Source organism: Pseudomonas sp. yb_9 (assembly GCF_043103635.1).
Lineage (GTDB): Bacteria > Pseudomonadota > Gammaproteobacteria > Pseudomonadales > Pseudomonadaceae > Aquipseudomonas > Aquipseudomonas monteilii.
The window spans coordinates 1-24,238 of record NZ_JBICKA010000044.1 but is presented as its reverse complement, the minus strand read 5'-3'; the positions used below and the strand labels follow the sequence as shown (position 1 = coordinate 24,238).

The following is a 24,238-nucleotide window of genomic DNA, read 5'->3' as shown; positions in this document are numbered from 1 at the left end:
TAAAAGCGCCCGGCGATCAGTTGTCGCGTGCGCCGCCGTAGTAACCGCAGCCCTGCAGGGTCTTGCCGTCGATGCGCAACTCGGCACGCAGGTGGTGGATGGCACCGGTGGCGTTGTCTACACAGCGCTGCGGTGCGACCCACAGTTCCACATGCTGGTTGTTGGCTTCGCTGGTCAGGGTCAGGCCGCCGCCGGGTACTTCTTCTTCCAGGAAGGGTAGGGGCAGGGGCTCCTGGCCGACGCGGTTGAGCACCATGCCCTTGCCACTGGCCTTGATGTCCCACTCCGGTTCGTGGCCATTGGCGCGCAGGGTCAGCTGCTTGAAGTTGGGGTCGTCACAAGCGCGGGTTGAAGGTTCCAGGCGGTACAGGCGGCGCACTTCCAGCTGGCCATCATTGTTGGCCTGCTTGCTCCCGGTAAGGCGCCCGCGCACGTCGGCGAACAGCTTGTCGTTGGCGTCCTTGGCGAGGTTGGCGGCCTCTTGCAGGATGCCAGTCGCACCGACATCGTTGATCACGAAGGTGCGGTTTTCGCTGCATGGCTTGAACAGCAACTGGCCACCGGCGGCACGCAGTTCGCCCTGCATGCGCGTGGTGCCGATGTTCGGGTCGCTTGGCGGGCTAGCCATCAGTTGGCAGCCTGCGAACAGGGGCAGCAGGGCGGTGAGCAGCAGGGTGGGGGTGAGGCGCATGGGGCGGGCTCCGGCGATCTTTTTCAAAGAGCTGGTCACGTTACGCAGGCTGGCGACGGATCTCAAGTTAATGGTTACCAGTGCGGGCCTCTTCGCGGGCAAGCCCGCTCCCACAGGTTCTGCATAGTATTCAGAGCCTGTGCAGTACCTGTGGGAGCGGGCTTGCCCGCGAAGAGGCCCGCACTGGCGATACATTTCTGGCAGGCAGAGAAAAGGGCCCGAAGGCCCTTGTCCATCAACCGCCGAGGTACGCGTCGCGCACCTTCGGGTCAGTCAACAATGCTTCACCCGTGCCCTGCATCACCACCCGGCCGTTTTCCAGCACATACGCCCGGTCAGCAATCTTCAGCGCCTGGTTGGCATTCTGCTCCACCAGGAACACCGTCACGCCATCACGGCGCAGCTGTTCAATGATGTCGAAGATCTGCTGGATGATGATCGGTGCCAGGCCCAGCGACGGCTCGTCGAGCAGCAGCAGCTTGGGCTTGCTCATCAGTGCCCGGCCAATGGCGAGCATCTGCTGTTCACCACCGGACATGGTGCCGCCACGCTGGATGTAGCGTTCCTTCAGGCGCGGGAACAGCTGCAGCACCTTGTCCAGCTGCTCCTGGTAGTCGCCCTTGTCGGTGAAGAAACCTCCCATCGCCAGGTTTTCTTCGACGGTCAGGCGGGCGAACACGCGGCGGCCTTCCGGCACGACGGCAATGCTCTTGCGCATGATGTGCGAGGACGGCTGGCCGACCAGTTCTTCGCCCAGGTACTTGATGCTGCCACTGTGCGCCTGCGGCGAGCCGCACAGAGTCATCAGCAAGGTCGACTTGCCAGCGCCGTTGGCGCCGATCAGAGTGACGATCTCGCCCTGGTTGATCTCCACGTTGACGCTGTGCAACGCCTGGATCTTGCCGTAGAAGGTGGAAACGTTTTCGAACTTCAGCATTTACGCTTCCCCCAGGTAGGCTTTGATCACATCAGGGTTGTCGCGGATCTCTTCCGGCGTGCCGTGGGCCAGGGGGGTGCCCTGGTTGATCACCACGATGTGGTCGGAGATGCTCATCACCAGCTTCATGTCGTGCTCGATCAGCAGCACGGTGACGTTGTGCGACTCACGCAGGTAGGCGATCAGTGCCTTGAGGTCTTCGGTTTCTTTCGGGTTCAGGCCCGCAGCCGGCTCGTCGAGCATGATGATGCGCGGCTGGGTCATCATGCAGCGGGCGATTTCCAGGCGGCGCTGCTGGCCGTAGGCGAGGGTGCCCGCAGTACGGTTGGCAAACTCGGTCAGGTTGACCTTCTCCAGCCAGTACTGCGCGCGCTCCATGGCCTCTTTCTCGCTGCGGCGGAAGCTCGGGGTCTTGAACAGGCCGGCGAAGAAGTTGGTATTGAGGTGACGGTGCTGGGCGATCAGCAGGTTTTCCAGCGCAGTCATTTCCTTGAACAGGCGCACGTTCTGGAAGGTCCGCACCACGCCCTTGCGGGCGATCTGGTGGCCGGCCAAGCCCTGGATCGGCTGGCCATCGAGCAGGATGGTGCCACCGCTGGGCTTGTAGAAGCCGGTCAGGCAGTTGAACACGGTGGTCTTGCCGGCGCCGTTCGGGCCGATCAACGCCACCACCTGTTTTTCCTTGACGGTCAGGCCTACGCCGTTCACCGCCAACAAGCCGCCGAAGCGCATGCTCAGGCCGCTGACTTGCAGAATTTCGCGGCTCATCGACGCAGCTCCATGTGTGGACGTTGCATAGGCAGCAGGCCTTGCGGACGCCAGATCATCATCAACACCATCAGCGCACCGAACATCAGCATCCGGTATTCGCTGAACTCACGCATCAGCTCGGGCAGCAGGATCATCACGATGGCCGCGAGGATCACGCCCAGTTGTGAGCCCATGCCGCCGAGCACGACGATGGCGAGGATGATCGCCGACTCGATGAAGGTGAACGACTCCGGCGTCACCAGGCCTTGGCGCGCCGCGAAGAAGCTGCCGGCGAAACCGGCGAAGCAGGCACCCAGGGTGAATGCCGAGAGCTTGATCACGGTCGGGTTCAGACCCAGCGCACGGCAGGCAATCTCGTCTTCACGCAGGGCTTCCCAGGCGCGGCCGATCGGCATGCGCAGCAGGCGATTGATGACGAACAGCGCCATCAGGGCCAGCAACAGCGCCACCAGGTACAGGAAGATCACCTTGTTGATCGAGTTGTATTCCAGCCCGAAGAACTCGTGGAAGGTCTGCATGCCCTCGGCGGCGCGGCGTTCGAAGGTGAGGCCGAAGAACTCCGGCTTGGGGATGTTGCTGATGCCGTTGGGGCCGCCGGTCCAGTCGGTGAGGTTACGCAGGAACAGGCGGATGATCTCACCAAAGCCGAGGGTCACGATCGCCAGGTAGTCACCACGCAGGCGCAGCACCGGGAAGCCAAGCAGGAAGCCGAAGGTGGCGGCCATCAGGCCGGCGATCGGCAGGCACACCCAGAAGCTCCAGCCCAGATAATGCGAGAGCATGGCGTAGCTGTAGGCGCCGACGGCGTAGAAGCCCACGTAACCCAGGTCGAGCAGGCCCGCCAGGCCGACCACGATGTTCAGGCCCAGGCCCAGCAACACGTAGATCAGGATCAGTGTGGCAATGTCGACCGCACCGCGCGAGCCGAAGAACGGCCATACCAGTGCTGCAACGATCAAACCGATGATCACATAGCGCTGGGTCTTGGGCAGGGTGAGGTAGTTGCTGACGGCCGGCGGGATCAGTTTGCGATCCGAACGGCTGCCCATCACCACACTCCACTGCTTGTCGAACAGCACGCGCAGGAACATCAGTACCGAACACACGGCAATGATGCTGATGGTGAACGAGCCCTGGCTGTGCACGACCAGGCTGATGCCGTCGATGCTCAGTTTCAGGCCCAGTACCGGGAAGGCCACGGCCCATACCAGCAAGGCGCTGAAGAACGCCTGTTTGAGATTTCTGTTCATACTTTTTCAACCTCCGGGCGGCCCAGGATGCCGGTCGGCCGGAATAGCAGGACAAGAACCAACAAGCCGAATGCCACCACGTCCTTGTACTGGTCGCCGAAGATGTCGGCGCCGAACGCTTCGGCCACACCCAGCACCAGCCCGCCGAGCATGGCGCCCGGGATGCTGCCGATGCCACCCAGTACCGCCGCAGTGAAGGCTTTCAGGCCCACCAAGAAACCGGCGTTGGGGTTGATCACCCCGTACTGCATGCTCAGCAGCACGGCCGCCACGGCGGCCAGGGCGGCACCGATGACGAAGGTGAGGGCGATGATGTTGTTGGTGTTAATGCCCAGCAGGTTGGCCATCTTGATGTCCTCGGCGCAGGCGCGGCAGGCGCGGCCCAGGCGGGAACGGGAGATGAACAGGGTAAGCAGGGTCATGGCCACCAGGGTGACCACGAACACCAGGACCTGCATGTAGCTGATCAGTACTTCTTCAGCACCACCTGGCCCGAAGGAGAAACTGCCGGGGATCAGGTTGGGGATGGACTTGTCCTTGGAGTCTTGCGACAGCAAGACGGTGTTCTGCAGGAAGATCGACATGCCGATGGCGGAAATCAGCGGGATCAAACGGTTGCTGTTGCGCAGGGGGCGGTAGGCAACGCGCTCGATACTGTAGCCATAGGCACTGGTGACGAAGATCGTCGCGACGAAGGCGACGGTCATCAGGATAGGCAGCGAATGGATACCCATCATGGCCAGGCCCGCCAAGGCGATGAAGGCCACATAGGAACCGATCATGTACACCTCGCCGTGGGCGAAGTTGATCATGCCAATGATGCCGTACACCATCGTGTAGCCGATGGCGATCAAGGCATAGGTGCTGCCGATGGTCAATCCATTAACCAGTTGTTGGAAGAAATGGTAGATCTCAGGCATTACAGCGCTCCTAAAAACCTGATTTGCATTTCGCTGGCGGGGGTAGGCCAGGAAACCGCGGGTGACGGTTTTAAGATTTTCAGGTGAGCCTGCCCCCGGATCGCGGGGATCGGGCCCATGAACCTCGTAAAACAAAGCCCACTGCTCGCACAGTGGGCTTCTTCGGTCAGCTATTAGTCACGCAGTTACTGAGGGGAGACTTCGGTCTTCGGCTTGCCGAAGTGCCATTCGTAGACGACGAACTTGAAGTCTTTCAGGTCGCCCTTCTCGTCGTACGACAGGGTGCCGGTCGGGGTCTTGAAGGAGCCGGCGTGGATGGCGGCGGCCACCTTGTCGGTGTCTTCGGACTTGGCGGCCTTGATGCCCTGGGCGATCAGCTCGACAGCCGAGTAGGCAGGGAACACGAACGGGCCGCTTGGGTCCTTGCCGTCAGCCTTGATGGCGTCGACGATCTTCTTGTTCTCCGGGTCGGCATCGAACGACTTCGGCAGGGTCACCAGCAGGCCTTCGGAGGCGTTCTGGGCGATCTGCGAGATCGAGTCATTACCCACGCCCTCTGGGCCCATGAACTTGGCTTTCAGGCCCTTTTCCTGCGCCTGGCGCAGGATCAGGCCCAGCTCTGGGTGGTAGCCGCCGTAGTAGACGAAGTCGACGTTGTTCTGCTTGAGCTTCTGGATGATCGAGGAGAAGTCCTTGTCACCGGCGTTCAGGCCTTCGAACACGGCAACCTTGGTGCCCTTGCTTTCGAGGGTTTGCTTGACCGCGGTGGCGATACCTTCACCGTACTGCTGCTTGTCGTGCAGTACTGCAACCACTTTCGGTTTGACGTGGTCGGCAATGTAGTTGCCGGCGGCCGGGCCCTGGGCGCTGTCCAAGCCGATGGTGCGGAAGATCAGCTTGTAGCCACGGGCGGTGATTTCCGGCGAGGTGGCGGCCGGGGTGATCATGATCACGCCTTCGTCTTCATAGATGTCGGACGCTGGCTGGGTGGAGCTGGAGCACAGGTGGCCGATGACGAACTTGACGCCGTCGTTGACCACTTTGTTGGCGACTGCCACGGCCTGTTTAGGGTCGCAAGCGTCGTCGTATTCCTTGGCTTCGAGCATCTTGCCATCGACGCCGCCCGCGGCGTTGATATCCTTGATGGCTTGCTTGGCGCCGATGAACTGCATGTCGCCGTACTGGGTCACAGGGCCGGTTTTAGGGCCTGCAATCCCGATCTTGATGGTATCGGCGGCAAACGAATGGCTGGCTACCCCGGCCAGTACCATTGCGGCGAACAGCTTGGAAATCTTGATCATAGTGCTCCACTCATTCTGTTGTAATTCTTATAGTCCTGGCGGCCAGGGCTACAGACCGGGCGGGATTTGCGGCGTGGCCATGCCAACGCGCAAGCCCACCTTCCCCCGGAACATGTCCCGGAACTGTACCGGTACAGTGTAGAGCGCTGTTCGAGCGCTTGAAAAGCGGTCGAAAAGTGCCTGTTTCCTGGGTTGTCGCTTGATCGACAGAAAGATACAGAAAGGCGCCATCAAACTGCCTGTATCTGTGACCCCACCCCACAACTTCGGGGTCAATCGACCAAATTACATATTTGAAACCGGGTTTTTCTGCAAAAATGCCGGCCTTTTTTATTGGCCGATTTTTGCGGATACCACCCATGACTGATCAAACAAGCACCCTCTATGCCAAATTGCTTGGCGAGACGGCAATCATCGAGTGGAAAGCGCTGGAGCGTTTCTGGGCCAAGGGTGACCTGATTTGGGTCGATCCCAGCCTGGACCTGATCACCGTTGCCGAGGCGATGGCCGAGAATCGCAGCGAGATCTTCGCCAAGTGGCGTAGTGATGGCACTGTTGGGCCGGTGTCGGCCGAACAAGCGCTGGACCTGCAAAGCCGCGATCCAGAGATCTGGGCGGTAGTGGTTTCGCCGTTCATCGTGATTCAGGTGAAGGGCCCGGACGTGGCGTGATCGTTTTTGGTGCGCAAAAATGCGCAGCGGCCCCTTATTGGTGCTTGAAAGCATTCAAGGCGGGTAGAGGGAAGTAACAATTCGGCGTGGCGGTAACAGTTTACGGGATGCGTAATGTGTCTACCCCTCTGCCAACCTGTAAAACAATTCGAATAGTCGGGAGTCATTGATGAGCACTGCACTACCTTCGCTTGGATTCGCCGGCATCGGCCTGATGGGCCTGCCCATGTGCCGACGCCTGTTGGCAGCGGGATACCCGCTGACCGTGTGGAACCGCAGCCCGGACAAGTGTGAGGCGCTGGTCGAGGCCGGTGCGCGCCTGGCCAACAGCCCTGCCGAACTGTGCCAGGGCAGCGACATGGTACTGCTGTGCCTGGCCGATACCGCTGTGGTGCGCGAGGTAGTGTTCGGCGAACACGGCATTGCCCAGGGTGGACGCAGTGGCCAGTTGCTGATCGATTTCTCCAGCCTGGAGCCCACCGCCACCCGTGAAATGGCTGCCGAGCTGGCCGCACTGTGTGGCATGGCCTGGCTGGATGCCCCGGTGTCCGGCGGCACACCTGGTGCCGAAGCCGGTACCCTGGCGATCATGGTCGGTGGCGAGGCGGTTGACCTTGAGCGTGCCCGGCCGGTGTTGCAGGTACTTGGCCAGCGGGTGACGCATATGGGGGCGGTGGGCGCAGGCCAGGTGACCAAGGCCTGTAACCAGATGATCGTGGCGTGCAACGCCTTGGTCATTGCCGAAGTCGTGGCGTTGGCCGAGCAGTCCGGGGTGGATGCGACGTTGATCGCCGAAGCGTTGGCCGGTGGCTTTGCTGACTCCAGGCCCCTGCAGATCCTGACGCCGCAAATGGCCGAAAGCCGCTTCGAACCGATCAAGTGGCATGTGCGCACGCTGCTCAAGGACCTTGATGGCGCGGTCAAATTCTCCCGCGAGCAGGGTTCGGCGACGCCGCTCAGTGGCCTCGCCGCGCAATTGATGCGCCTGCACGGTAGCCAGGGTTACCTGCATAAAGATCCGGCGACCCTGGTAGAACTTTACCGTAACAAGGGGTGAGCATGCCGTCCTGACGCTGCAACCGCTCCAGCAGTGGTCGCAGCTCGGCCAGTGGTACCGGGCGACCCAGCAGGTAACCCTGCAGATAGTCGCAGCCGTGGGCTTTGAGGAACGCCTGTTGCTCCGTGGTCTCTACGCCCTCACTGACCACCTGCAAGTGCAGCGTGTGTGCCATGACGATAATCGCCTGGACGATTTCCCGATCTTTTTGGCTACCCGGCACATCCTGCAGGAACGTGCGGTCGATCTTCAGTACATCCAGCGGCAGGCGTTTGAGGTAGGCCAGAGATGAGTAACCGGTGCCGAAGTCGTCGATCGACAGCGCCACACCCAGGGCGCGAACGCGCTTGAGCAGGTTCACCGTGCGCTGGAGATCACCCATGAGGGCGTTCTCGGTCACTTCCAGCTCGAGTTGCCGGGCGCAGAGCCCGGCGTGAAACAGTGCTTTCTCCACTTCGTTGGGTAGCTCGTCATGGCTGAGGGTCACGGCCGAGCAGTTGACCGTGACCTTGACGTCGCCGTAGCCATAGCGCTGCAGGTGGGCCAGATCGCTGCAGGCGTGGCGCAGTACCCACAGGTCGAGGTCGATGATCAGGCCGTTGGCTTCGGCAATGCCGATAAAGCGTTCGGGGCCAAGCAGGCCATGTTGCGGGTGCTGCCAGCGCACCAGGGCTTCCAGCTTGGCCAGTTGCCCGCTGCGCATGTCGAAGATGGGCTGGTAATGGACGCAGAGCCCGCGCTCTTCGAGCAGGGCCATGCGCAGTTCTTCTTCCAGTTGCAATGCCATGGTGGCCTGGGTCTTCAAGTTGTCGTTGAAGAAGTTCAGGCTGTTGCGCCCGTTGTCCTTTGACTGATACAGGGCCAGGTCGGCATGTTTGAGCAGCTCTTCGACGCTGGTGCCGTCGTCAGGGAAGATGCTGATACCGATGCTGGTGGTCATGACCATGCGCCGGCCACCCAGGTCGATGGGCTCTTTCATTCGTTGCATGATGCGCTGAGCCAGATGACGGGCTTCGTCGCGGTTATTGAGGCTGGTGACGATGCAGAATTCGTCGCCCCCGAAGCGCGCGACCAGGTCCTGGCTGCGGGTGGCGGCCTTGATGTGGTTGGCGATCACCTTGAGCAGCTCGTCACCGGCGGCATGGCCGAGGCTGTCGTTGATGCGCTTGAAATGGTCGATGTCGAGGAACATCACTGCCAGGCGGCTTTCACTGGCCTGGTGTTCGGCCAGCCGCTCGGCGAACACCTGGTTGAAGCCACGGCGGTTGACCAGATTGGTGAGCGCGTCGTAATGCGCCGCTTGTTGCAGCGAGGCGCGGGCCTGGTCCAGCTGGCTGAGTAGCACGCTGACCCGGCGCAGGTCGTGCTCTTTACTCTGCAACTTCTTGTCGGCCAATGCGGCACTGATACTGGCACCACTGATGAGCAGGGTGATGAAGCCGATACCCAGCCCAAGTTGCAGGCTGTTGTCGCCAGAAGGCAGGCGCAGTGCGGTATCGGCCGGGATGACCAGTGTCATGGCCGACATCGCAGTGAAATGGGTAGCGACGATACCGGTCGCCATCAGCAGGCTGGCGCCGTACTTCATGGCCTGGTACAGGGTGCCGCTGCCATTACGGAAGTAACGGGCGAGGTACAACGCGGCCAGGCTGGTGAGCAGGGCAATGGCAGCTGAGGCGAGCAGCAGGGCGGTCTGGTAATACTGCACGGCGCCGGTTTCCATGGCAGCCATGCCGACAAAGTGCATGAGGACGATGCCCAAGCCAATCAACACTGCGCTTTGCACAAAGTGACGCGTGCGCATTTGTGTGCGTTCCAGGCTGTGCATGGCCAGCCAGGCTACGCCCAGGGCGATGAGCAGCGAAATAATGGTCAGGGAAACGTCGTAGTGCACTTCCACCGGCGCCTGGAACGCTAGCATGCTGATGAAGTGCATGGCCCAGATGCCACCGGCCAGGCAGCACGCGCCGAGCATGTTCCATTGGCGGTGGGCAGTGGGCTCGGGGCTGTGGCATTGTCGCTCGGCCATGTCGAGCGTGGCGAAGCAGGCCGCGCAGGCAACGAAGTAGGCGAGCAGAACCAGGAACGGTTCATGGCGGCAATCAATGACGATACGCCCGGTTGCCGGCAAGTCGGCGAACAGTTGCAGCCCTAGCCACTCCATGGAATGCCTCTTGATCGAGTTTTCACTCGTCTGCGCTACAACCCTGTGCAGACTGTCCAGAGGCAGTATAGGAAGGAGTATTTAAGCCTTCCTGACTAATGGCACATTGATTCCAATGATTTGGTTATCAATGTGATTGCAGCTAGGAATAACGGATTTAGCCCTTGTGCTATCTCTGTAGGAGCGGCCTTGTGTCGCGATGGGCTGCTCCTACAAGAGACCGATGTGATCAGCCGGCTACCAGCACGCGAATGGCTTCCAGGCGCAGGGCGGCCTTTTCCAGCATTGCCAGGCCATCTTCACGCTGCTTGCGCAGGGCGTTGATTTCGCTGTCACGCACACTCGGATTGACCGCTTGCAGTGCTAGCAGGCGGGCCAGCTCTTCGTCGGCCTCTGCCGCCAGGCGGCGCTGGGCTTCGGCGACGCGCTCGATGTGGGTCGGCAAGATTTTCTCTTCACCACCACTGATACGCTTGGCCAGCACATCGCGCTGGGCCTGGACGAACTTGTTGGCGCTGGCGCGTGGCACGCTTTCGAGCTGGTCGTTGAGGGTTTCGAAGGCCACGCGCGATGCCAGGTCGTTGCCGTTGGCGTCGAGCAGGCAGCGCAGTGCCGCCGGCGGCAGGTAGCGGCCCAGTTGCAGGCTGCGCGGTGCCACCACTTCGCTGACGAACAGCAGTTCGAGTAGCACGGTGCCCGGTTTGAGCGCCTTGTTCTTGATCAGCGCCACGGCGGTGTTGCCCATCGAGCCGGACAGCACCAGGTCCATGCCGCCCTGGACCATTGGGTGTTCCCAGGTGAGGAACTGCATGTCCTCGCGCGACAGCGCCTGGCCACGGTCGTAGGTGATGGTCACACCTTCGTCGTCGCCCAGCGGGAAGCTGGCGTCGAGCATCTTCTCGCTTGGCTTGAGGATCAGGGCATTCTCGGAATGGTCTTCGCTGTCGATGCCAAAGGCGTCGAACAGGGTTTCCATGTAGATCGGCAGGGCGAACTGGTCGTCCTGTTCAAGAATGGCCTCGACCAGCGCCTGGCCCTCGCCATCGCCGCCAGAGTTGAGCTCCAGCAGGCGGTCGCGGCCAGTATGCAGTTCGGCTTCCAGGCGTTCGCGCTCGCTGCGGGCATCGGCCACCAGCGTATCCCAGGCCTTGCTCTCGCCACTTTCGAGCAGCGGCAACAGGCGCGGGCCAAACTGGTGTTGCAGGGCGTTGCCGGTCGGGCAGGTGTTGAGGAAGGCGTTGAGGCCTTCGTGGTACCACTGGAACAGGCGCTCTTGCGGGCTGTCCTGCAGGTACGGGATGTGCAGCTGGATCGTGTGCTTCTGGCCGATCCGGTCCAGGCGGCCGATGCGCTGTTCGAGCAGGTCGGGGTGCGCTGGCAGGTCGAACATCACCAGATGGTGGGCGAACTGGAAGTTACGGCCTTCGCTGCCGATCTCGGAGCAGATCAGCACCTGAGCACCGAATTCTTCGTCGGCGAAGTAGGCGGCGGCACGGTCGCGTTCGAGAATGCTCATGCCTTCATGGAACACCGACGCCGGGATGCCGGAGCGCACGCGCAGGGCGTCTTCCAGGTCCATGGCGGTCTCGGCGTGGGCGCAGATCACCAGCACTTTGGTGCGCTTGAGCATCTTCAGGGTATCGATCAGCCAGTCGACGCGCGGATCGAAACGCCACCAGCGTTCGTCGTCGGCTACCTCACCCTGGGCCTGGAAGGCCACTTCCGGGTACAGCTCGGCGTGTTCGCCAGCCGGCAGCTCGCGGTATTGCTCGGGCGTGGCCAGTGGGTAGGGGTGCAGCTGGCGCTCAGGGAAGCCCTGGATCGCCGCGCGGGTGTTACGGAACAGCACGCGGCCGGTGCCGTGGCGGTCGAGCAGCTCACGGATCAGGCGCGCGCTGGCCTGGGTATCGCCGTCGCTGACTGCGGCCAGCAGGGCTTCGCCTTCGGCACCCAGGAAGCCCTGGATGGTGGCGTGCGCCTTGGGCGACAGGCGGCCCTCGTCGAGCAGTTCCTGTACGGCTTCGGCGACCGGGCGATAGTGCTCGCTCTCGGCACGGAAGGCGGCCAGGTCGTGGAAACGGTTGGGGTCGAGCAGGCGCAAGCGGGCAAAGTGGCTGTCCTGGCCAAGCTGCTCTGGGGTGGCGGTGAGCAGCAGCACGCCCGGGATCACCTGGGCCAGTTGCTCGACCAGGCCATATTCGGCGCTGACCTGATCTTCGTGCCAGACCAGGTGGTGCGCTTCGTCGACCACCATCAGGTCCCAACCGGCAGCAAACAGCGCATCCTGGGCCTTTTCGTCGTCGACCAGCCACTCCAGGGCAACCAGCGCCAGCTGGGCGTCCTCGAACGGGTTGCTGGCGTCGCTCTCGATGAAACGTTCAGCATCGAACAGGGCTACCTGCAGGTTGAAGCGGCGGCGCATTTCCACCAGCCACTGGTGCTGGAGGTTTTCCGGTACCAGGATCAGTACGCGGCTGGCACGGCCCGACAGCAACTGGCGGTGAATCACCAGGCCAGCCTCGATGGTTTTGCCCAGGCCCACTTCGTCGGCCAGCAATACGCGCGGGGCGCTGCGGTCGGCGACTTCGCGGGCGATGTGCAATTGGTGGGCGATCGGTTGCGCGCGGCAGCCGCCCAGGCCCCACAGTGCCGACTGCATCTGCTTGCTGGTGTGCTGCAGGGTGTTGTAGCGCAGGCTGAACCAAGACAGTGGGTCGATCTGCCCGGCGAACAGGCGGTCGCTGGCCAGGCGGAACTGGATGAAGTTCGACAGCTGGGTTTCTGGCAGGGTACGCGGCTGGTTCTGCCCGTCCAGGCCGTGGTACACCATGAGCCCGTCGATGTCCTCGACCTCGCGCACGGTCAGCTTCCAGCCCTCGAAGTGGGTGATCTGGTCACCGGGCGAGAAACGCACGCGGGTCAACGGCGCATTGCGCAGGGAATACTGGCGGGTGTCGCCAGTGGCCGGGTAAAGCACGGTCAACAGGCGGCCATCCTGCGCCAGGATGGTACCCAGGCCGAGCTCGGCTTCGCTGTCGCTGATCCAGCGTTGCCCCGGTTGATACTGCTGCGCCATACTGCCTGAACTCCCGCGATGAAAAAGCCGATTATGTTAACGGATCGGCCGGTCAGACCAAAGTGCGAACGCACCGAAAGGTGTCGAACGACAACAGGAAGTAAGTCAGTCTAGCTGTTTCATCGCCTCGCACTGCGCAGCCGACGAGGGCACCGCTTCTATATGTCTGCCAAGCACCGCTGGATGAGCGCTTCCATGGCCGTGGGCAGCCTGCTGCTGCTGAGTGCCTGCGAGCAGAAGAATTTCGAGACCTTGCCCCCCATTCCGATGGAACAGCTTGAAGTGCTAGGCGTCCAGACACCGATCAAGAGCGTGCACTACCGTGACCGCGACGGTGAAGGCCTGCTGGTACTGAGCCGCAGCGATGGCCAGGCCAGTGACCCGGAAAGCGAACAGGAAGTGGACAAGGTGGTACTCAAGGCCACCTTGTACGGGCGCACTGCCGAAAGCGATGCATTCAAGGCGCGTTGGCAGATCGAACAGGAAACCACCTGCCCGGGGCTGGACCTGGACGTCGACTTCTACACCGACGTCAGTGATGTCAGCGACTTGAACAAGGACGGTGTCGCCGAGGTGACGGTAGCCAGTCATGCCTTCTGTGGCGGCGGTATCGACCCCCACGACATCGCCATCGAGATGCGCGAAGGGCAGGCCAGCTACACCATTACCGGCCAGTCGCTGATCACCCCGGCGGGCGAGGAACCGGTCGGTGGCGAGCGCGAGGACAGTGCGTCGCTGAAAACCGCGCCGCAGGTATTGCGCGACCATATGGACGCAGTCTGGCAGCAGGTTTACAAGCGGCCCTGGAGCGAAGCCAGCCCGCCAGATGACGACGAGCCTGGCGACGAAACCGAGTAAATGTTGTCCATGACATCAAGGTAAACCCGCACCTGCCGATACAGGGGCACAGGAGAACGTCCATGCTGCCGCCGATCATTCCGCTCAGTGCCGCCCCGGTGACCTCGCAACAGGACCCGGTCAAACCCACCCCCGACATCAAACCGGTGGTGCCGACGCAGCCTGCGTCCGGCGAAAGTGCCATCGACCTCAAGCACCAGCGTGACCCGCAAGAGCAGGCACTGTTGCTGCGCGATGAGCAGCGTCGCCAGCAGCAACGCAGGCAGAAGGGCGATCAGGAACGCTACAGTGCCATGCCCGGTGATGAGGTCAACGCCGACAACACCGTGCCGGTGGCCCCGTTGATGGGCGAACACGTACGCCAGGGGCTGCTGGTGGACATCGAAGTCTGACAGGGGGCTGGTCAGCACCTGCGGCTGGCCTCATCATGCAAGTCTCAGTTGATCGTCGAGCCCACCCATGAGCCAAGACAACCTCATCGATTTCGATGCCGAACGCGCCAAGCGCGTCCACGACCTCAAGGAAAAGCGCCTGAACGACATGCGCAACGCATTCGAGCAGGCCCTGCCGTTGAACAGCAGCAAGAAAAAGAAACCCAAGAGCAAGCCGAAGAAGCGCTGAAATTTGACGCAGGTCAACCCTGCACCCGCCTCGCGTGCCCGGCCTCGGGCACCATTGATCCCGATCAATTTTTCCCCCCGCCACATTGGTTACCTTGCACCCATCGGACAACGGCAAACGAATGGGGAGACCAGCATGTTCTTCGACAACGTGGTTATCGCCGGTGTGGTAACGGTCGGGTTGATGTTTGCCTTCTTTGCCGGTCTGGGCATTTTCATCTGGAAGGACTCGAACAAGCGCAAGCCGCGCTGACCTTCCGGGTACACGAGCACGCAAGGCATTTAGGGCGACTTCGGTCGCCCATTTTTTTGCCTGGGATGTGTGCTTTGGCTGCACGTCGATAAAGATGATTAGCTAGCTAATTATTCATTTCCGCTTTATCCTGCTCGCCATTGTCTATCTTTTCTACAAGACCATCCCCGCAAGGTCCGCTTCGTGCCCATTACCTTCCAGGCCCTGTTCGCCCCCAGCAGCCTCGCCCTCAAGTTCGCCCTCAAGACCCTGCTCGGGGGTGGCCTGGCGTTGTGGCTGGCGATGCGTTGGGGCCTGGAGCAACCGGCATGGGCACTGATGACCGCTTTCATCGTCGCCCAGCCGCTGTCGGGCATGGTGGTGCAGAAGGGCCTGGCGCGGCTGGCGGGTACCTTGGTTGGCACCGTCATGTCGGTGCTGTTCATTGGCCTGTTTTCGCAGACCCCAGGTTTGTTTCTGCTCACCCTGGCCCTTTGGCTGGCCCTGTGCACCGCCGCCTCTACCCAACTGCGTAGCGCCTGGGCCTATGCCTTCGTGCTGGCCGGCTACACCGCCGCCATCATCGCCTTGCCGGCCATCGACCACCCACTGCAGGTGTTCGACCAGGCGGTGGCGCGCTGCACCGAGATCTGCCTGGGTATTTTCTGCGCCACCGCCAGCAGTGCCTTGCTCTGGCCCATGCGCGTGGAACAGCAACTGGGCGGGCAGGCCCGACAGGCCTGGCAGAACGGTCTGCAAGCCGCCAGTGCCATGCTGGGTGGCGAGGACGAGGCGCGCAAAGGCTTGCTGGAAAGCCTGGGACGTATCGTGGCCATCGACAGCCAGCGCGAACATGCCTGGTTCGAAGGCAACCGTGGCCGGCAGCGTGCCCGTGCCATTCGTGGGCTCAGCCAGAAGCTGATGGTGCTGTTGCGCATCTCCCGTTCGGTGCGCCGTCAGTGGCGGCAACTGGATGAGCGGGAGGCTGAGCACCTGGCGCCCTGGTTGCACGACGTGCGCACACTGTTGGGCAAACCCGACACGCCCGGCCTGTTGCTGTTGCGCCAACGTATCTGGGATGCCGCACACGATGAGCAGATCAGTTCGGCGGAGCACTTCTGCCTGGCGCGCATGGCCCTGCTGCTGGATTACGCTATGGCTGCCGGCCAGGCGCTGGAGGATGTGGAGGCGGGCAGGGCGCCCAAGGATGTGTCCCAAGGCCTGGCTGCGCACCGCGACTGGTCGCTGGCCTTGCTGTTTGGTTCGCGCAGTGCGCTGGCCTTTCTGGTAATGAGCGGGTTCTGGCTGGCCACGGCCTGGCCTTCGGCGCCGGGTGGCCTGGTGCTGACCTGCGTAGTCTGTAGCCTGTTCGCCAGCCGTGAGAACGGCGCGCAGATTGGCTTGAGTTTTTTGCGCGGGATTTTCCTGGCCATACCTGCTGCGTTTCTGGTCGGGCAAATTGTGCTGCCGCAATGGAGCAGCTTCGCCATGCTGTGCCTTGCCATGGGTGTGCCGCTGTTTCTTGGCGCGCTGGGCATGGCCCACCCCCGTACCGGGGCCACGGCCACCTCCTATTGCCTGCACTTCATCGTGTTGGTGTCGCCGCTCAACGCCATGCAGTTCGGTGTGGCGTCCATGCTGAACAGTGCGTTGGCCATGTTGGTGGGGGTGTCTGCAGCGGTCATGGCCTTTCGTTTGCTGGTGTTCCGCCACCCGGCCTGGCTGGGCCGGCGACTGCGCGCAGCCACCCAGAGCGACCTGGTGCGCCTGACCCGGCGCGACCTGCGTGGGGCCGACAGCTGGTTTGGCGGGCGGATGGCTGACCGCCTGATGCAACTGGCGCGGCATGCCAGTGAATTACCGGAAGACGAGCGCAAGCGCTGGGACGACGGCCTGCATGGGCTGGACATTGGTGATGAACTGGTACACCTGCGCATGTGCCTGGCGGTCGCCCAGGCCCCCTTGGGGCGTGCCGAGCGCGAGTACCTGCAACAGGTAGAGGCGGTACTGGCCAAAGGGCCTGCCGCCGGGCGCGGGCAGCGCCTGGACACCGCCAGTGAGCAATTCATCGCTGCCCTGCGCCGGCTGCCTGCCAGCGACCCGTTGCGGCTGGCTGAAGGTGCGGTGCTGCAACTGCAAAAAAGCTGGGGCAAGTGGTGCCGCTGGCAGGAGGAAGCCCATGGGGTTACGTGAATGGGAAGTGGGCGGCGTGCTGCTCAGCCCGTTTCTGCTTTATGTGTTGCTGGCGCTGCTGCTCACCGGCCTGTTGCGCCTGGTGGTGCAGGCCACGCCGCTGGGGCGCTGGATCTGGCATGAGGCGCTGTTTGATGCGGCGCTGTTCGTTTGTGTGTTGTTCCTGGTGGTACGCCTGCTGGGGCCTTTATGAAGGAGTGTTTCGATGCGTGCGGCCGTACGTACCTTGGTGACGCTGTGTGTGGTGGCCTTGGCCGTGTTGGCCGGCTACCAGCTGTGGCAGTACTACATGCTTACCCCCTGGACCCGCGACGCCCGTGTGCGCGCCGATGTGGTGGTGATTGCGCCTGACGTGTCCGGCTGGGTACGCGGACTCAAGGTCCATGACAACCAGCAGGTCAAGGCGGGCGACCTGTTGATGAGTATCGACCGTGAGCGCTTCCAGGCCGCGTTCGACCAGGCCAGCGCCGTGACCGAGACCCGCGCCCAGCAGTTGCGCCTGCGCGAACGCGAAGCCGCCCGGCGCACGGCCTTGGGGCCCGAGGCGATCAGTGCCGAGTTGCGTGAAAACGCCCAGATCAATGCGGCCATCGCCCGTGGCGAGTTGCACGAAGCCGAGGCGCAGTTGCAGGTGGCCAGGATCAACCTCGCGCGCAGTGAAGTGCGGGCGCCGCGCAGCGGGCATATCACCAACCTGCGTCTGGCCGAAGGCAACTATGTGAACACCGGGGAAGCGGTCATGGCCCTGGTGGATGATTCAACCTTCTATATCCAGGCGTACTTCGAGGAAACCAAGCTGCCACGTATTCGTGTGGGGGATAACGTGAAAGTCTGGCTGATGGGGGCGGGTGAGCCGATGCAAGGGCAGGTGGAGAGCATCAGCCGCGGTATTACCGACCGCAACAGCAACCCGGACAGCCAACTGCTGCCGGAAGTGGAGCCTACCTTCAACTGGGTGCGCCTGGCCCAGCGCATACCGGTAAGGATTCGTCTGGACCAGGTGCCGGAAGGGGTGACCCTGAGTGCGGGGATGACGGCCAGTGTGCAGGTGCATGAGGACCGGGGTCGGCAGTAGCTCCAACCCTACACCCTGAGCGGTGAGCGCTGAAAACCATGGCGCGTTCATGCGCACCTGCGTTAGGCTGCGGCTTGCGAGTTGCCCGGTAGAGGCGACCCATCCCCCGCCAGGCGTGCGTATCTTCCGATATCATTGCGAGGTTACGTCATGGCCATCACTTCCCAGGACATCTGCAACGCTGCCGACCAGCTCAAGGGCTTTGTCGGTTTTCATGGCAAGCGTGGTGTCCATATTGTGCGTTTTTCCGAGGATTCGTTCGGCATGGACGTGGCCGACGACAGCATTACTCCGTGCAACGAGTTTGTCTGGCGGCCCGAGCAAGGGCAGCGCATGGCGTTGTGTCGTGAGCGGCTGGCGCTGTTGCTGGAGCAGCATGTGGATGACCGCTTGAATATTGGTGAGCCTCTGCGTGCTTACCTGCGCCGCCAGGACCTGCCAGAGATCGTGGCCGAGCGCAGCCTGCAACAGCCCTGATGCCCCCTGCAGGAGCTGGCTTGCCCACGAGAACCCAACCCGGTGTATGGCACCGGCTTTGCCGGTGTTCGCGGGTAAACCCGCGCCTACAGAGACTGTGTGTTGCCTTGGGATGTAGGGTGTAGCAACGCCTCCAGCTCGGCCCTGTCCACTGGCCGGCTCATGTAGTAGCCCTGCACTTCGTGACACCGGTCGTTCTCCAAGGCTTTGAGCTGCTGTTCGCTTTCGACGCCTTCGGCAGTCACCGTCAACCCCATCGCTTCGCCCAGGTTGATGATGGCCTGAACCACCGCTCGGTCGCTGCCGCCGTTGTTGTTCAGGCCACTGATGAAGCGCTTGTCTATCTTGATGCTGTCGAACGGGTAGGTGCGCAGGTAGCCCAGCGATGAGTAACCCGTGCCGAAATCATCCATGTTCAGGCGCACGCCCAGCTCCTTGAGCGACAGCATGGTGCCCAGCGCGCCTTCGATGTCGTTGAGCATCACGTTCTCGGTAATTTCCAGCTCCAGGCGCTGGGCCGGGAAGGCGGTTTCCAGCAGGATTTCACGCACGTCGGCTACCACGTCGCTGCGCAGGAACTGCGCGGGCGACAGATTCACCGAAACCAGAATGTCGGCTGGCCAGTCATGGGCTGTGCGGCAAGCCTCGCGTAGCACCCAGCGGCCCAGCGCGACGATGATGTCGCTTTGCTCGGCCAACGGGATGAACGTGTCCGGCCCCAGCAACCCTTCCTGCGGGTGCTGCCAGCGAAGCAAGGCTTCGACCGCTACGATACGTCGGTCGCTGAGGCGGTAGCGCGGCTGATAATGCAGCTCGAACTCCTGATTGCGCAGGGCCCGGCGCAGGTCGTTTTCCAACTGGCGGCGGTACTGGATCTGCTGGTTCATCTCGGCAGCGAAGTAGCGCCAGGTATTCTTGCCATCGGCTTTGGCCTGGTACAGGGCAATGTCGGCGCAACGGATCAATTCGCCCGCATCGAAACCCTGGGTGCGGGTTTGGGCGACGCCAATACTGGCACCGACATGCAGGGGTTGGCTGTCGAAGGTGATGGGTTGTTGCAGCAGGCTGATCAGGCGCGCGCAGAAACGGTCGATTTCGTTGCGGTTGTCCATGCCGCTTAGCACCACGATGAACTCGTCGCCGCCCAGACGCGCTACCAGGTCACCGTCGCGGGTGGTATCGCGCAGCCGCGTCGCCACCTCTTGCAGCACGGCATCCCCGGCAGCATGGCCGAGCGAGTCGTTGATCGGTTTGAAGTTGTCGAGGTCCAGCAGCAGCAGGCTCAAGGGTGGCGAGTCGGTGCCACGCAGCAGGGCTTGCTCCAGGTGCCTGGCGAGCTTGTTGCGGTTGGCCAGGCCGGTCAGTGGGTCGTGCAACGACAGGTGCTGAATGCGCGCGTGGGCGTCGACTTCGTCGGTGATGTCGCTGGCGGTGCCGCGAAAGCCGCTGGGCTTGTCGTCATACCAGATGGCGCGGGCCGAAATCCTGCAGTAGCGGTTTTGGCCATTCTGGTCGCGGTAGGTACAGCGCAAATTGGCCAACTGTTGTGGGTCGGCGCTGGTCAGGGCGTCCAGCCAAGGCGAGAGCGGGGTGGTATCGCAGGCCAGCAACTGGTTGAGCGGTTGGCCCAGCCAGTCGTCCACGGGGTAGCCGGTGACGTTGGCAAAGCGTTGCGACAGGTAGGTCAGGCGTTGTTGCCGGTCGGTTTCCCAGATCCAGTCAGATGCCGATTCGGCCACCGCGCGAAAACGCTGCTCGCTGGCTTCCAGCGCCTGGTTGCTCTGTTGCAGGTGAGTGAGTGTAAGGCCGATTGCCCGCGAGCTGCGCAGGGTGAGGCGGAACAGGTACAGCATGATCAAGCCAAGCATCAGCAGCGCGCCTACCAGTGGCGGCAAGACCGCCCACAGCAGCTGGCGCCCGGGCAGCGGGCTGTTCCAGGCCAAGTGGTAGCCGGTATCGCCCAGCTCGATGCGCAAGTGGCCGTGCTCACCCCTGTTGTCCTTGTCCACATGCATGCCGGTAAGGCCGGCGCCGGTGCCCAGCCGCGTCAGCTTGTCTTCGGTAAGCTGGTCGATGAACAGCATCACCGGGGCCTGGCGTACCTCACTTTCAGTGACATCGCGGTCCGGTCGAACAGCGGCGGCAGTCAGCACGGCCGGCCAGCCGTTGAACAGCACGTAACGGGTGGTCTGTTTCCGTGGCACGGCCGCGGCGCGGGCCTGGTCGATGATCGGCTGCAGGGGCGCGTCTATATAGGTGTTGGCACCTGCCTGGCTGGGCTGTCCCTTGAATAGCGCGTAGGTGGTGCGGCTGTCCTCTACAACGAACACCCCTTCGTAGCCGCTGGCGCTGTACAGCGACTCGCCTACATTCTTTTCTTCATAGGCCCATTTCCAGTCTACCTGGCCCGCCAGGTGTTCGAAGGCAGCATCCCACACGGCATAGCTGGACAAGAACTGGCGCGAGGCGATCAGTCGCTGCTGCAGCGCCTGGTTCGCATGGAAGGCGCTACGCTGACGTTCCTGGTGATCAAGGGTGGCGGCGATGTTGAACAGTGCGCCCAGCGTAACCAGGCAGGCCAAGCCGAAAATTGCACTGAAACCGGCAATCAGGCGGCGCACGTGAAAGCGCGGTGTGGGGCTGGCGGGGTGGAGTTTGGCAGTCCTGGCCATGCGTCAGCGGCTCCTTCAGGCAGCCTCCCGCCAGGCAGTCAGGAAGGAGGTTCAATCAGGATAGGCCAGCTTGAGCGTAGAAGCCTCGCCACGGGCAAAATTGACCTGGTCGCGGCCTGCGTGCTTGGCGGTGTAAAGCGCCTTGTCTGCCTGGTCGAGCCAGTGCTCGGGTGACTCCAGGGTGGCTTCGAAGGGGGACAGGCCGATGCTCAGGCTGATGCGCAGGTGCGGCAACTGTGGGTTGCGGTAGTTGGCGACCCGTTCGCGCAGGCGCTCCATGGCCTGGCAAGCCTGGGCCTCGCTGGTGTCCGGCAGCATCACACAAAACTCGTCGCCGCCATAACGCCCGGCCTGGTCGCCTTCGCGCAGATTACGGCGCAGCTCTGCGCTCAGCTGGCGCAGCACACAGTCGCCGACCACGTGGCCGAAGGTATCGTTGATGGTCTTGAAATGGTCGATGTCGATCAGGGCGATGACCGCGTGCCCCTGCTGTTGTTTACAGCCCTGGAACTTCAGCAGTAGCAGGTCTTTCCACGCGCCATGGTTAAGCAGCCCGGTCAGGCTGTCGGTGAGGCTCAGGGCGCTCAGCCGGCGCTTGTGGTCAGCCAGTTTGATCGCCAACTGGTAGCACACCCAGCCCAGGACCAGCGGGTACAGCGTCAGCATTGGCAGGCAGGCGTACACCTGCAGGGGGGTGGCGGTCAGCTGCAGGCCGGGGCCAAGCAGCAGGATGGAGACAAGCATGCCGGCCAACTGGGCCAGCAGCCCACGAAAAACCATGCGCTTGCCGCCGGCTGCGACGTTGTTCATGGTCATCATGGAAAGGACCGTCACGCTGGGGAGCGGGTTGAAATGCATGGCGGCAGTCCAGAACCCGCACATCAGCGAGTCCAGTAGCAGGTTGCGCTGCTCTGCCTGGTAGGGCATCGCCGAGCGGCTTGCCCACAGGTAGGCCATGTGCGGCCACAGCAACCCGTTGAACAGCACCAGCAGCCATGCCCAGGTGGGGGGAGACAGCGGCGCAATGGCCGCCATGACACTGAACAGACCGATGCCTAGGCCGATGACACGCGGCAGATAGATGCGCTTGACGAATGAAAGGCCTTTGCCGCTGCGGTTGTCCATCGTGTTCATCGCTATTCTATCGGGGTACCGTTTATCGCATAACGCGCATGAATATTGTTGAACAGTGTTTCATCGGCGAAAAATGACCTTAGAAGCCAATTCACGGTTGATCTGATCACTGTGGGGTAGCATGAAGGCTTTTCTGTTGCTCGGAGTGTTGCTGATGATCCCTTTGGCCAACGCAGCCGGCGAGCCGGCGCCACAGCGGGATGGGCGTTTTCACAACCAGGCATCGTTGCCGCAGGATGGGGTGCTGAAAAAGCTGCGCATCGGGCTCAAGTACCTGTTCGTGCGCAAGCCCCCGCAAACCCGACCGGCCACCCTGATCAGCCTCACAGCACTTTTCCGGGCGCGGGCTGCTGGACAGCAACCGGACGCTGTGGGCGTCCTGGGTGATCATCGATGACGATGTGCGGGTGTTCTTCAGTGGCGATACCGGGTACTTCGACGGTTTCAAGCAGATAGGCGAGCGTTTCGGGCCGTTCGACCTGACCTTGATCGAAACCGGCGCCTACAACGTCGTCTGGCCCAACGTACACATGCAGCCGGAGCAGAGCCTGCAGGCCCACCTGGATTTGCGCGGGCGCTGGATGCTGCCGATTCATAACGGTACGTTCGACCTGTCTACCCACGGCTGGCAGGAGCCTTTCGAACGCATACTGACGCTGGCCAACCAGGTCCAGGTGCGCTTGAGCACGCCGCAGATGGGCGAGCGGTCAGCCTTGACTCACCGCATGCCGGGCAGAACTGGTGGCAGCCACGGCCTGTGCGTCAGCGGGGCCACGCCAAAGAGCGCACGATGGCGGCACGCTGAGCTTCAGTTGTGGTCATCCTTGCTGCGCCGGCGCGGGGCTTGGTCGTCTTTCAGCAGTTGCGAGGGTGGCTTGCCACTGTCGCTGCGTACCTGGGCATGGCTGATCAGGGCAAAAATGAAGCTGCCACCAATAATGTTGCCTGCCAGGGTCGGCAAGGCGAATTCCAGCCAGAAGCTGCGCCAGGTTTCTTCGCCGGCCCACACCAGATAGGACACCTCGACGGAGCCCACTACTATATGGGTGAAATCGCCGAGGGCCATCAGGTAGGTGATCATCAGGATGATCCAGACCTTGGCGTGCTCCATGGACGGGATCATCCAAACCATGGTGGCGATCATCCAGCCTGACACGATGCCTTTGGCGAACATCTGGCTCAGGTCGTTCTTCATGACCTTGCGGCCAATCTCCAGAAAAGCCACGTCCGTCTTGCTGTCGAATATCGGCAGCTCCAGCATGACCCAGGCCACTAGCAGGGTGCCGGCCAGGTTGCCGAGCAACACCACACCCCACAGGCGCAGCAGGCGACCGAAGTTGGCCAGGGTGGGGGAGGTCATGACGGGCAGCACGGCGGTGAGGGTGTTCTCGGTAAACAGTTGCTGGCGCGCCAGGATCACGGCGAGGAAGCCGGCGCTGTAGCCGATGCTGGCGACCACCTGGGCACTCTCTCCTTCCGGCAGGCGTGCGTAGAACAGCCCCATGGCCATCAGCGACAGCCCCATGGACAGGCCGGCGGCCAGTGCCGACCACCACAACGCGGCTAGGGTACGTTCGAGTTCCTGATCGCCCTGGTAGCGGATCATCTCGTGCAGCACTGCCGCCCGGGGCGGTTGGTTGTGGCTGACCTCCTGCTCTTCATCTGCAGACAGGCCCGGGGTTTTCTCGCTTTGCGCATCGCTCATGGCCGCTACGCTCCGTGGGGGGTGTTTCTCTACAGATCCGTGGCGCTCTCATTAGTTGCCAGGTGGGGGTAAAACACGCGCGGAAAGTTTTTTCAGATCAAGGTGTTGACTCTGATTTCAAAGCGCGTATTATTCGCCTCCTCGCAGCGATGAACGCTTCGGGGCAAGCGGTAAGTGTTTGAAGTTGTTGGCTTTCGAAAGAAAGCGGTGGTAAAAAACTTCAAAATAAACGCTTGACAGCAAATGAGGAAGGCGTAGAATGCGCGCCTCGGTTGAGACGAAAAGCTCTTAACCAAACGCTCTTTAACAAATCGAATCAAGCAATTCGTGTGGGTGCTTGTGAGTAAGGACTGGTAGTCAAAAAGATTATCAGCATCACAAGTGGCCATGCGAGAAATCACATAGTCATTTGAGATTGCTGAGCCAAGTTTAGG

At 62.1% G+C, this 24,238-nt stretch carries 21 protein-coding genes and 2 pseudogenes; 11 read left to right on the top strand and 12 right to left on the bottom strand.

What is annotated here, in order from left to right:
• Positions 1-16: 16 nt before the first annotated feature.
• The 6 genes from ACF8MI_RS11820 to ACF8MI_RS11795 all read right to left on the bottom strand — a co-directional run bounded on the left by ACF8MI_RS11820 (position 17) and on the right by ACF8MI_RS11795 (position 5,870).
• Complete coding sequence (locus ACF8MI_RS11820; protein ID WP_028698538.1) at positions 17-691, bottom strand: COG3650 family protein; 675 nt, start codon at positions 689-691, stop codon at positions 17-19.
• A gap of 235 nt (positions 692-926) precedes the next feature.
• Positions 927-1,628, bottom strand: a complete 702-nt coding sequence (locus tag ACF8MI_RS11815; RefSeq protein WP_003254879.1) for an ABC transporter ATP-binding protein — start codon at positions 1,626-1,628, stop codon at positions 927-929.
• Entirely contained in the window at positions 1,629-2,396 is a 768-nt protein-coding gene (livG, locus tag ACF8MI_RS11810; protein WP_013973920.1) for a high-affinity branched-chain amino acid ABC transporter ATP-binding protein LivG, read from the bottom strand.
• Positions 2,393-3,649 carry a high-affinity branched-chain amino acid ABC transporter permease LivM gene (locus ACF8MI_RS11805; protein WP_200929145.1) on the bottom strand — a complete coding sequence of 419 codons (1,257 nt, stop codon included), beginning with the start codon at positions 3,647-3,649 and terminating at the stop codon, positions 2,393-2,395. The genes livG and ACF8MI_RS11805 overlap by 4 nt, the downstream gene beginning before the upstream one ends.
• A complete protein-coding gene (gene livH / locus ACF8MI_RS11800; protein WP_003254876.1) occupies positions 3,646-4,569 on the bottom strand; it encodes a high-affinity branched-chain amino acid ABC transporter permease LivH in 924 nt (307 codons plus the stop codon). The genes ACF8MI_RS11805 and livH overlap by 4 nt, the downstream gene beginning before the upstream one ends.
• Positions 4,570-4,754: 185 nt before the next feature.
• Positions 4,755-5,870 carry a branched-chain amino acid ABC transporter substrate-binding protein gene (locus ACF8MI_RS11795; protein WP_104833306.1) on the bottom strand — a complete coding sequence of 372 codons (1,116 nt, stop codon included), beginning with the start codon at positions 5,868-5,870 and terminating at the stop codon, positions 4,755-4,757.
• 359 nt (positions 5,871-6,229) lie between these two features.
• Here ACF8MI_RS11795 and ACF8MI_RS11790 point away from each other — a divergent pair, with 359 nt between their 5' ends.
• Together ACF8MI_RS11790 and ACF8MI_RS11785 are read left to right on the top strand one after the other, a co-directional pair.
• Positions 6,230-6,541: a DUF2288 domain-containing protein gene (locus ACF8MI_RS11790; protein WP_060497842.1), complete on the top strand. Its 312-nt coding sequence runs from the start codon at positions 6,230-6,232 to the stop codon at positions 6,539-6,541.
• 169 nt (positions 6,542-6,710) lie between these two features.
• The gene (locus tag ACF8MI_RS11785) at positions 6,711-7,598 is read left to right on the top strand and encodes an NAD(P)-dependent oxidoreductase (protein WP_104833305.1); all 888 of its coding nucleotides are present in this window, start codon (positions 6,711-6,713) and stop codon (positions 7,596-7,598) included.
• Here the strand turns inward: ACF8MI_RS11785 and ACF8MI_RS11780 are convergent.
• Both ACF8MI_RS11780 and rapA read right to left on the bottom strand, forming a co-directional pair.
• On the bottom strand, positions 7,498-9,762 hold the full coding sequence (locus ACF8MI_RS11780) for a bifunctional diguanylate cyclase/phosphodiesterase (RefSeq protein WP_104833304.1): 2,265 nt from the start codon (positions 9,760-9,762) through the stop codon (positions 7,498-7,500). The two genes, ACF8MI_RS11785 and ACF8MI_RS11780, sit on opposite strands and share 101 nt — an antisense overlap.
• 229 nt (positions 9,763-9,991) lie before the next feature.
• A complete protein-coding gene (gene rapA, locus ACF8MI_RS11775; RefSeq protein ID WP_200929146.1) occupies positions 9,992-12,838 on the bottom strand; it encodes an RNA polymerase-associated protein RapA in 2,847 nt (948 codons plus the stop codon).
• Positions 12,839-13,000: 162 nt separating this feature from the next.
• Between rapA and ACF8MI_RS11770 the strand changes: the two genes are divergently transcribed.
• The 8 genes from ACF8MI_RS11770 (at position 13,001) to ACF8MI_RS11735 (ending at position 18,293) form a co-directional block, all read left to right on the top strand.
• Positions 13,001-13,696 (top strand): M949_RS01915 family surface polysaccharide biosynthesis protein, encoded by a 696-nt coding sequence (locus ACF8MI_RS11770; RefSeq protein ID WP_060497839.1) that lies wholly within the window; start codon positions 13,001-13,003, stop codon positions 13,694-13,696.
• Between the two features lie 62 nt (positions 13,697-13,758).
• Positions 13,759-14,088 (top strand): hypothetical protein, encoded by a 330-nt coding sequence (locus tag ACF8MI_RS11765; protein ID WP_016713804.1) that lies wholly within the window; start codon positions 13,759-13,761, stop codon positions 14,086-14,088.
• A gap of 67 nt (positions 14,089-14,155) precedes the next feature.
• Entirely contained in the window at positions 14,156-14,317 is a 162-nt protein-coding gene (locus ACF8MI_RS11760) for a hypothetical protein (protein WP_016713805.1), read from the top strand.
• 135 nt (positions 14,318-14,452) lie between these two features.
• Positions 14,453-14,569 (top strand): cytochrome c oxidase subunit CcoM, encoded by a 117-nt coding sequence (gene ccoM / locus ACF8MI_RS11755; RefSeq protein WP_008097462.1) that lies wholly within the window; start codon positions 14,453-14,455, stop codon positions 14,567-14,569.
• Between the two features lie 183 nt (positions 14,570-14,752).
• Positions 14,753-16,741 carry an FUSC family protein gene (locus tag ACF8MI_RS11750; RefSeq protein WP_060497838.1) on the top strand — a complete coding sequence of 663 codons (1,989 nt, stop codon included), beginning with the start codon at positions 14,753-14,755 and terminating at the stop codon, positions 16,739-16,741.
• Complete coding sequence (locus ACF8MI_RS11745) at positions 16,728-16,934, top strand: DUF1656 domain-containing protein (protein ID WP_016713807.1); 207 nt, start codon at positions 16,728-16,730, stop codon at positions 16,932-16,934. The genes ACF8MI_RS11750 and ACF8MI_RS11745 overlap by 14 nt, the downstream gene beginning before the upstream one ends.
• A 12-nt stretch (positions 16,935-16,946) precedes the next feature.
• Entirely contained in the window at positions 16,947-17,816 is an 870-nt protein-coding gene (locus ACF8MI_RS11740) for an HlyD family secretion protein (protein ID WP_060497837.1), read from the top strand.
• Positions 17,817-17,966: 150 nt separating this feature from the next.
• Positions 17,967-18,293: a DUF2025 family protein gene (locus ACF8MI_RS11735; RefSeq protein ID WP_016713809.1), complete on the top strand. Its 327-nt coding sequence runs from the start codon at positions 17,967-17,969 to the stop codon at positions 18,291-18,293.
• Between the two features lie 86 nt (positions 18,294-18,379).
• On the opposite strand, the gene ACF8MI_RS11730 is transcribed toward ACF8MI_RS11735, so the two are convergent.
• Both ACF8MI_RS11730 and ACF8MI_RS11725 read right to left on the bottom strand, forming a co-directional pair.
• Complete coding sequence (locus ACF8MI_RS11730) at positions 18,380-20,965, bottom strand: EAL domain-containing protein (RefSeq protein ID WP_200929147.1); 2,586 nt, start codon at positions 20,963-20,965, stop codon at positions 18,380-18,382.
• Positions 20,966-21,016: 51 nt separating this feature from the next.
• Positions 21,017-22,090 (bottom strand): diguanylate cyclase, encoded by a 1,074-nt coding sequence (locus ACF8MI_RS11725; RefSeq protein WP_156867762.1) that lies wholly within the window; start codon positions 22,088-22,090, stop codon positions 21,017-21,019.
• Positions 22,091-22,220: 130 nt separating this feature from the next.
• On the opposite strand from ACF8MI_RS11725, the pseudogene ACF8MI_RS11720 reads away from it, so the two are divergent.
• Positions 22,221-22,904: pseudogene (locus tag ACF8MI_RS11720) on the top strand (MBL fold metallo-hydrolase).
• Positions 22,905-22,907: 3 nt separating this feature from the next.
• On the opposite strand, the gene ACF8MI_RS11715 reads toward ACF8MI_RS11720, so the two are convergent.
• Both ACF8MI_RS11715 and ACF8MI_RS11710 read right to left on the bottom strand, forming a co-directional pair.
• On the bottom strand, positions 22,908-23,804 hold the full coding sequence (locus ACF8MI_RS11715) for a formate/nitrite transporter family protein (RefSeq protein WP_104833302.1): 897 nt from the start codon (positions 23,802-23,804) through the stop codon (positions 22,908-22,910).
• A 92-nt stretch (positions 23,805-23,896) separates the two neighbouring features.
• A pseudogene (locus ACF8MI_RS11710) lies at positions 23,897-24,238 on the bottom strand (hypothetical protein); the annotation flags it as partial.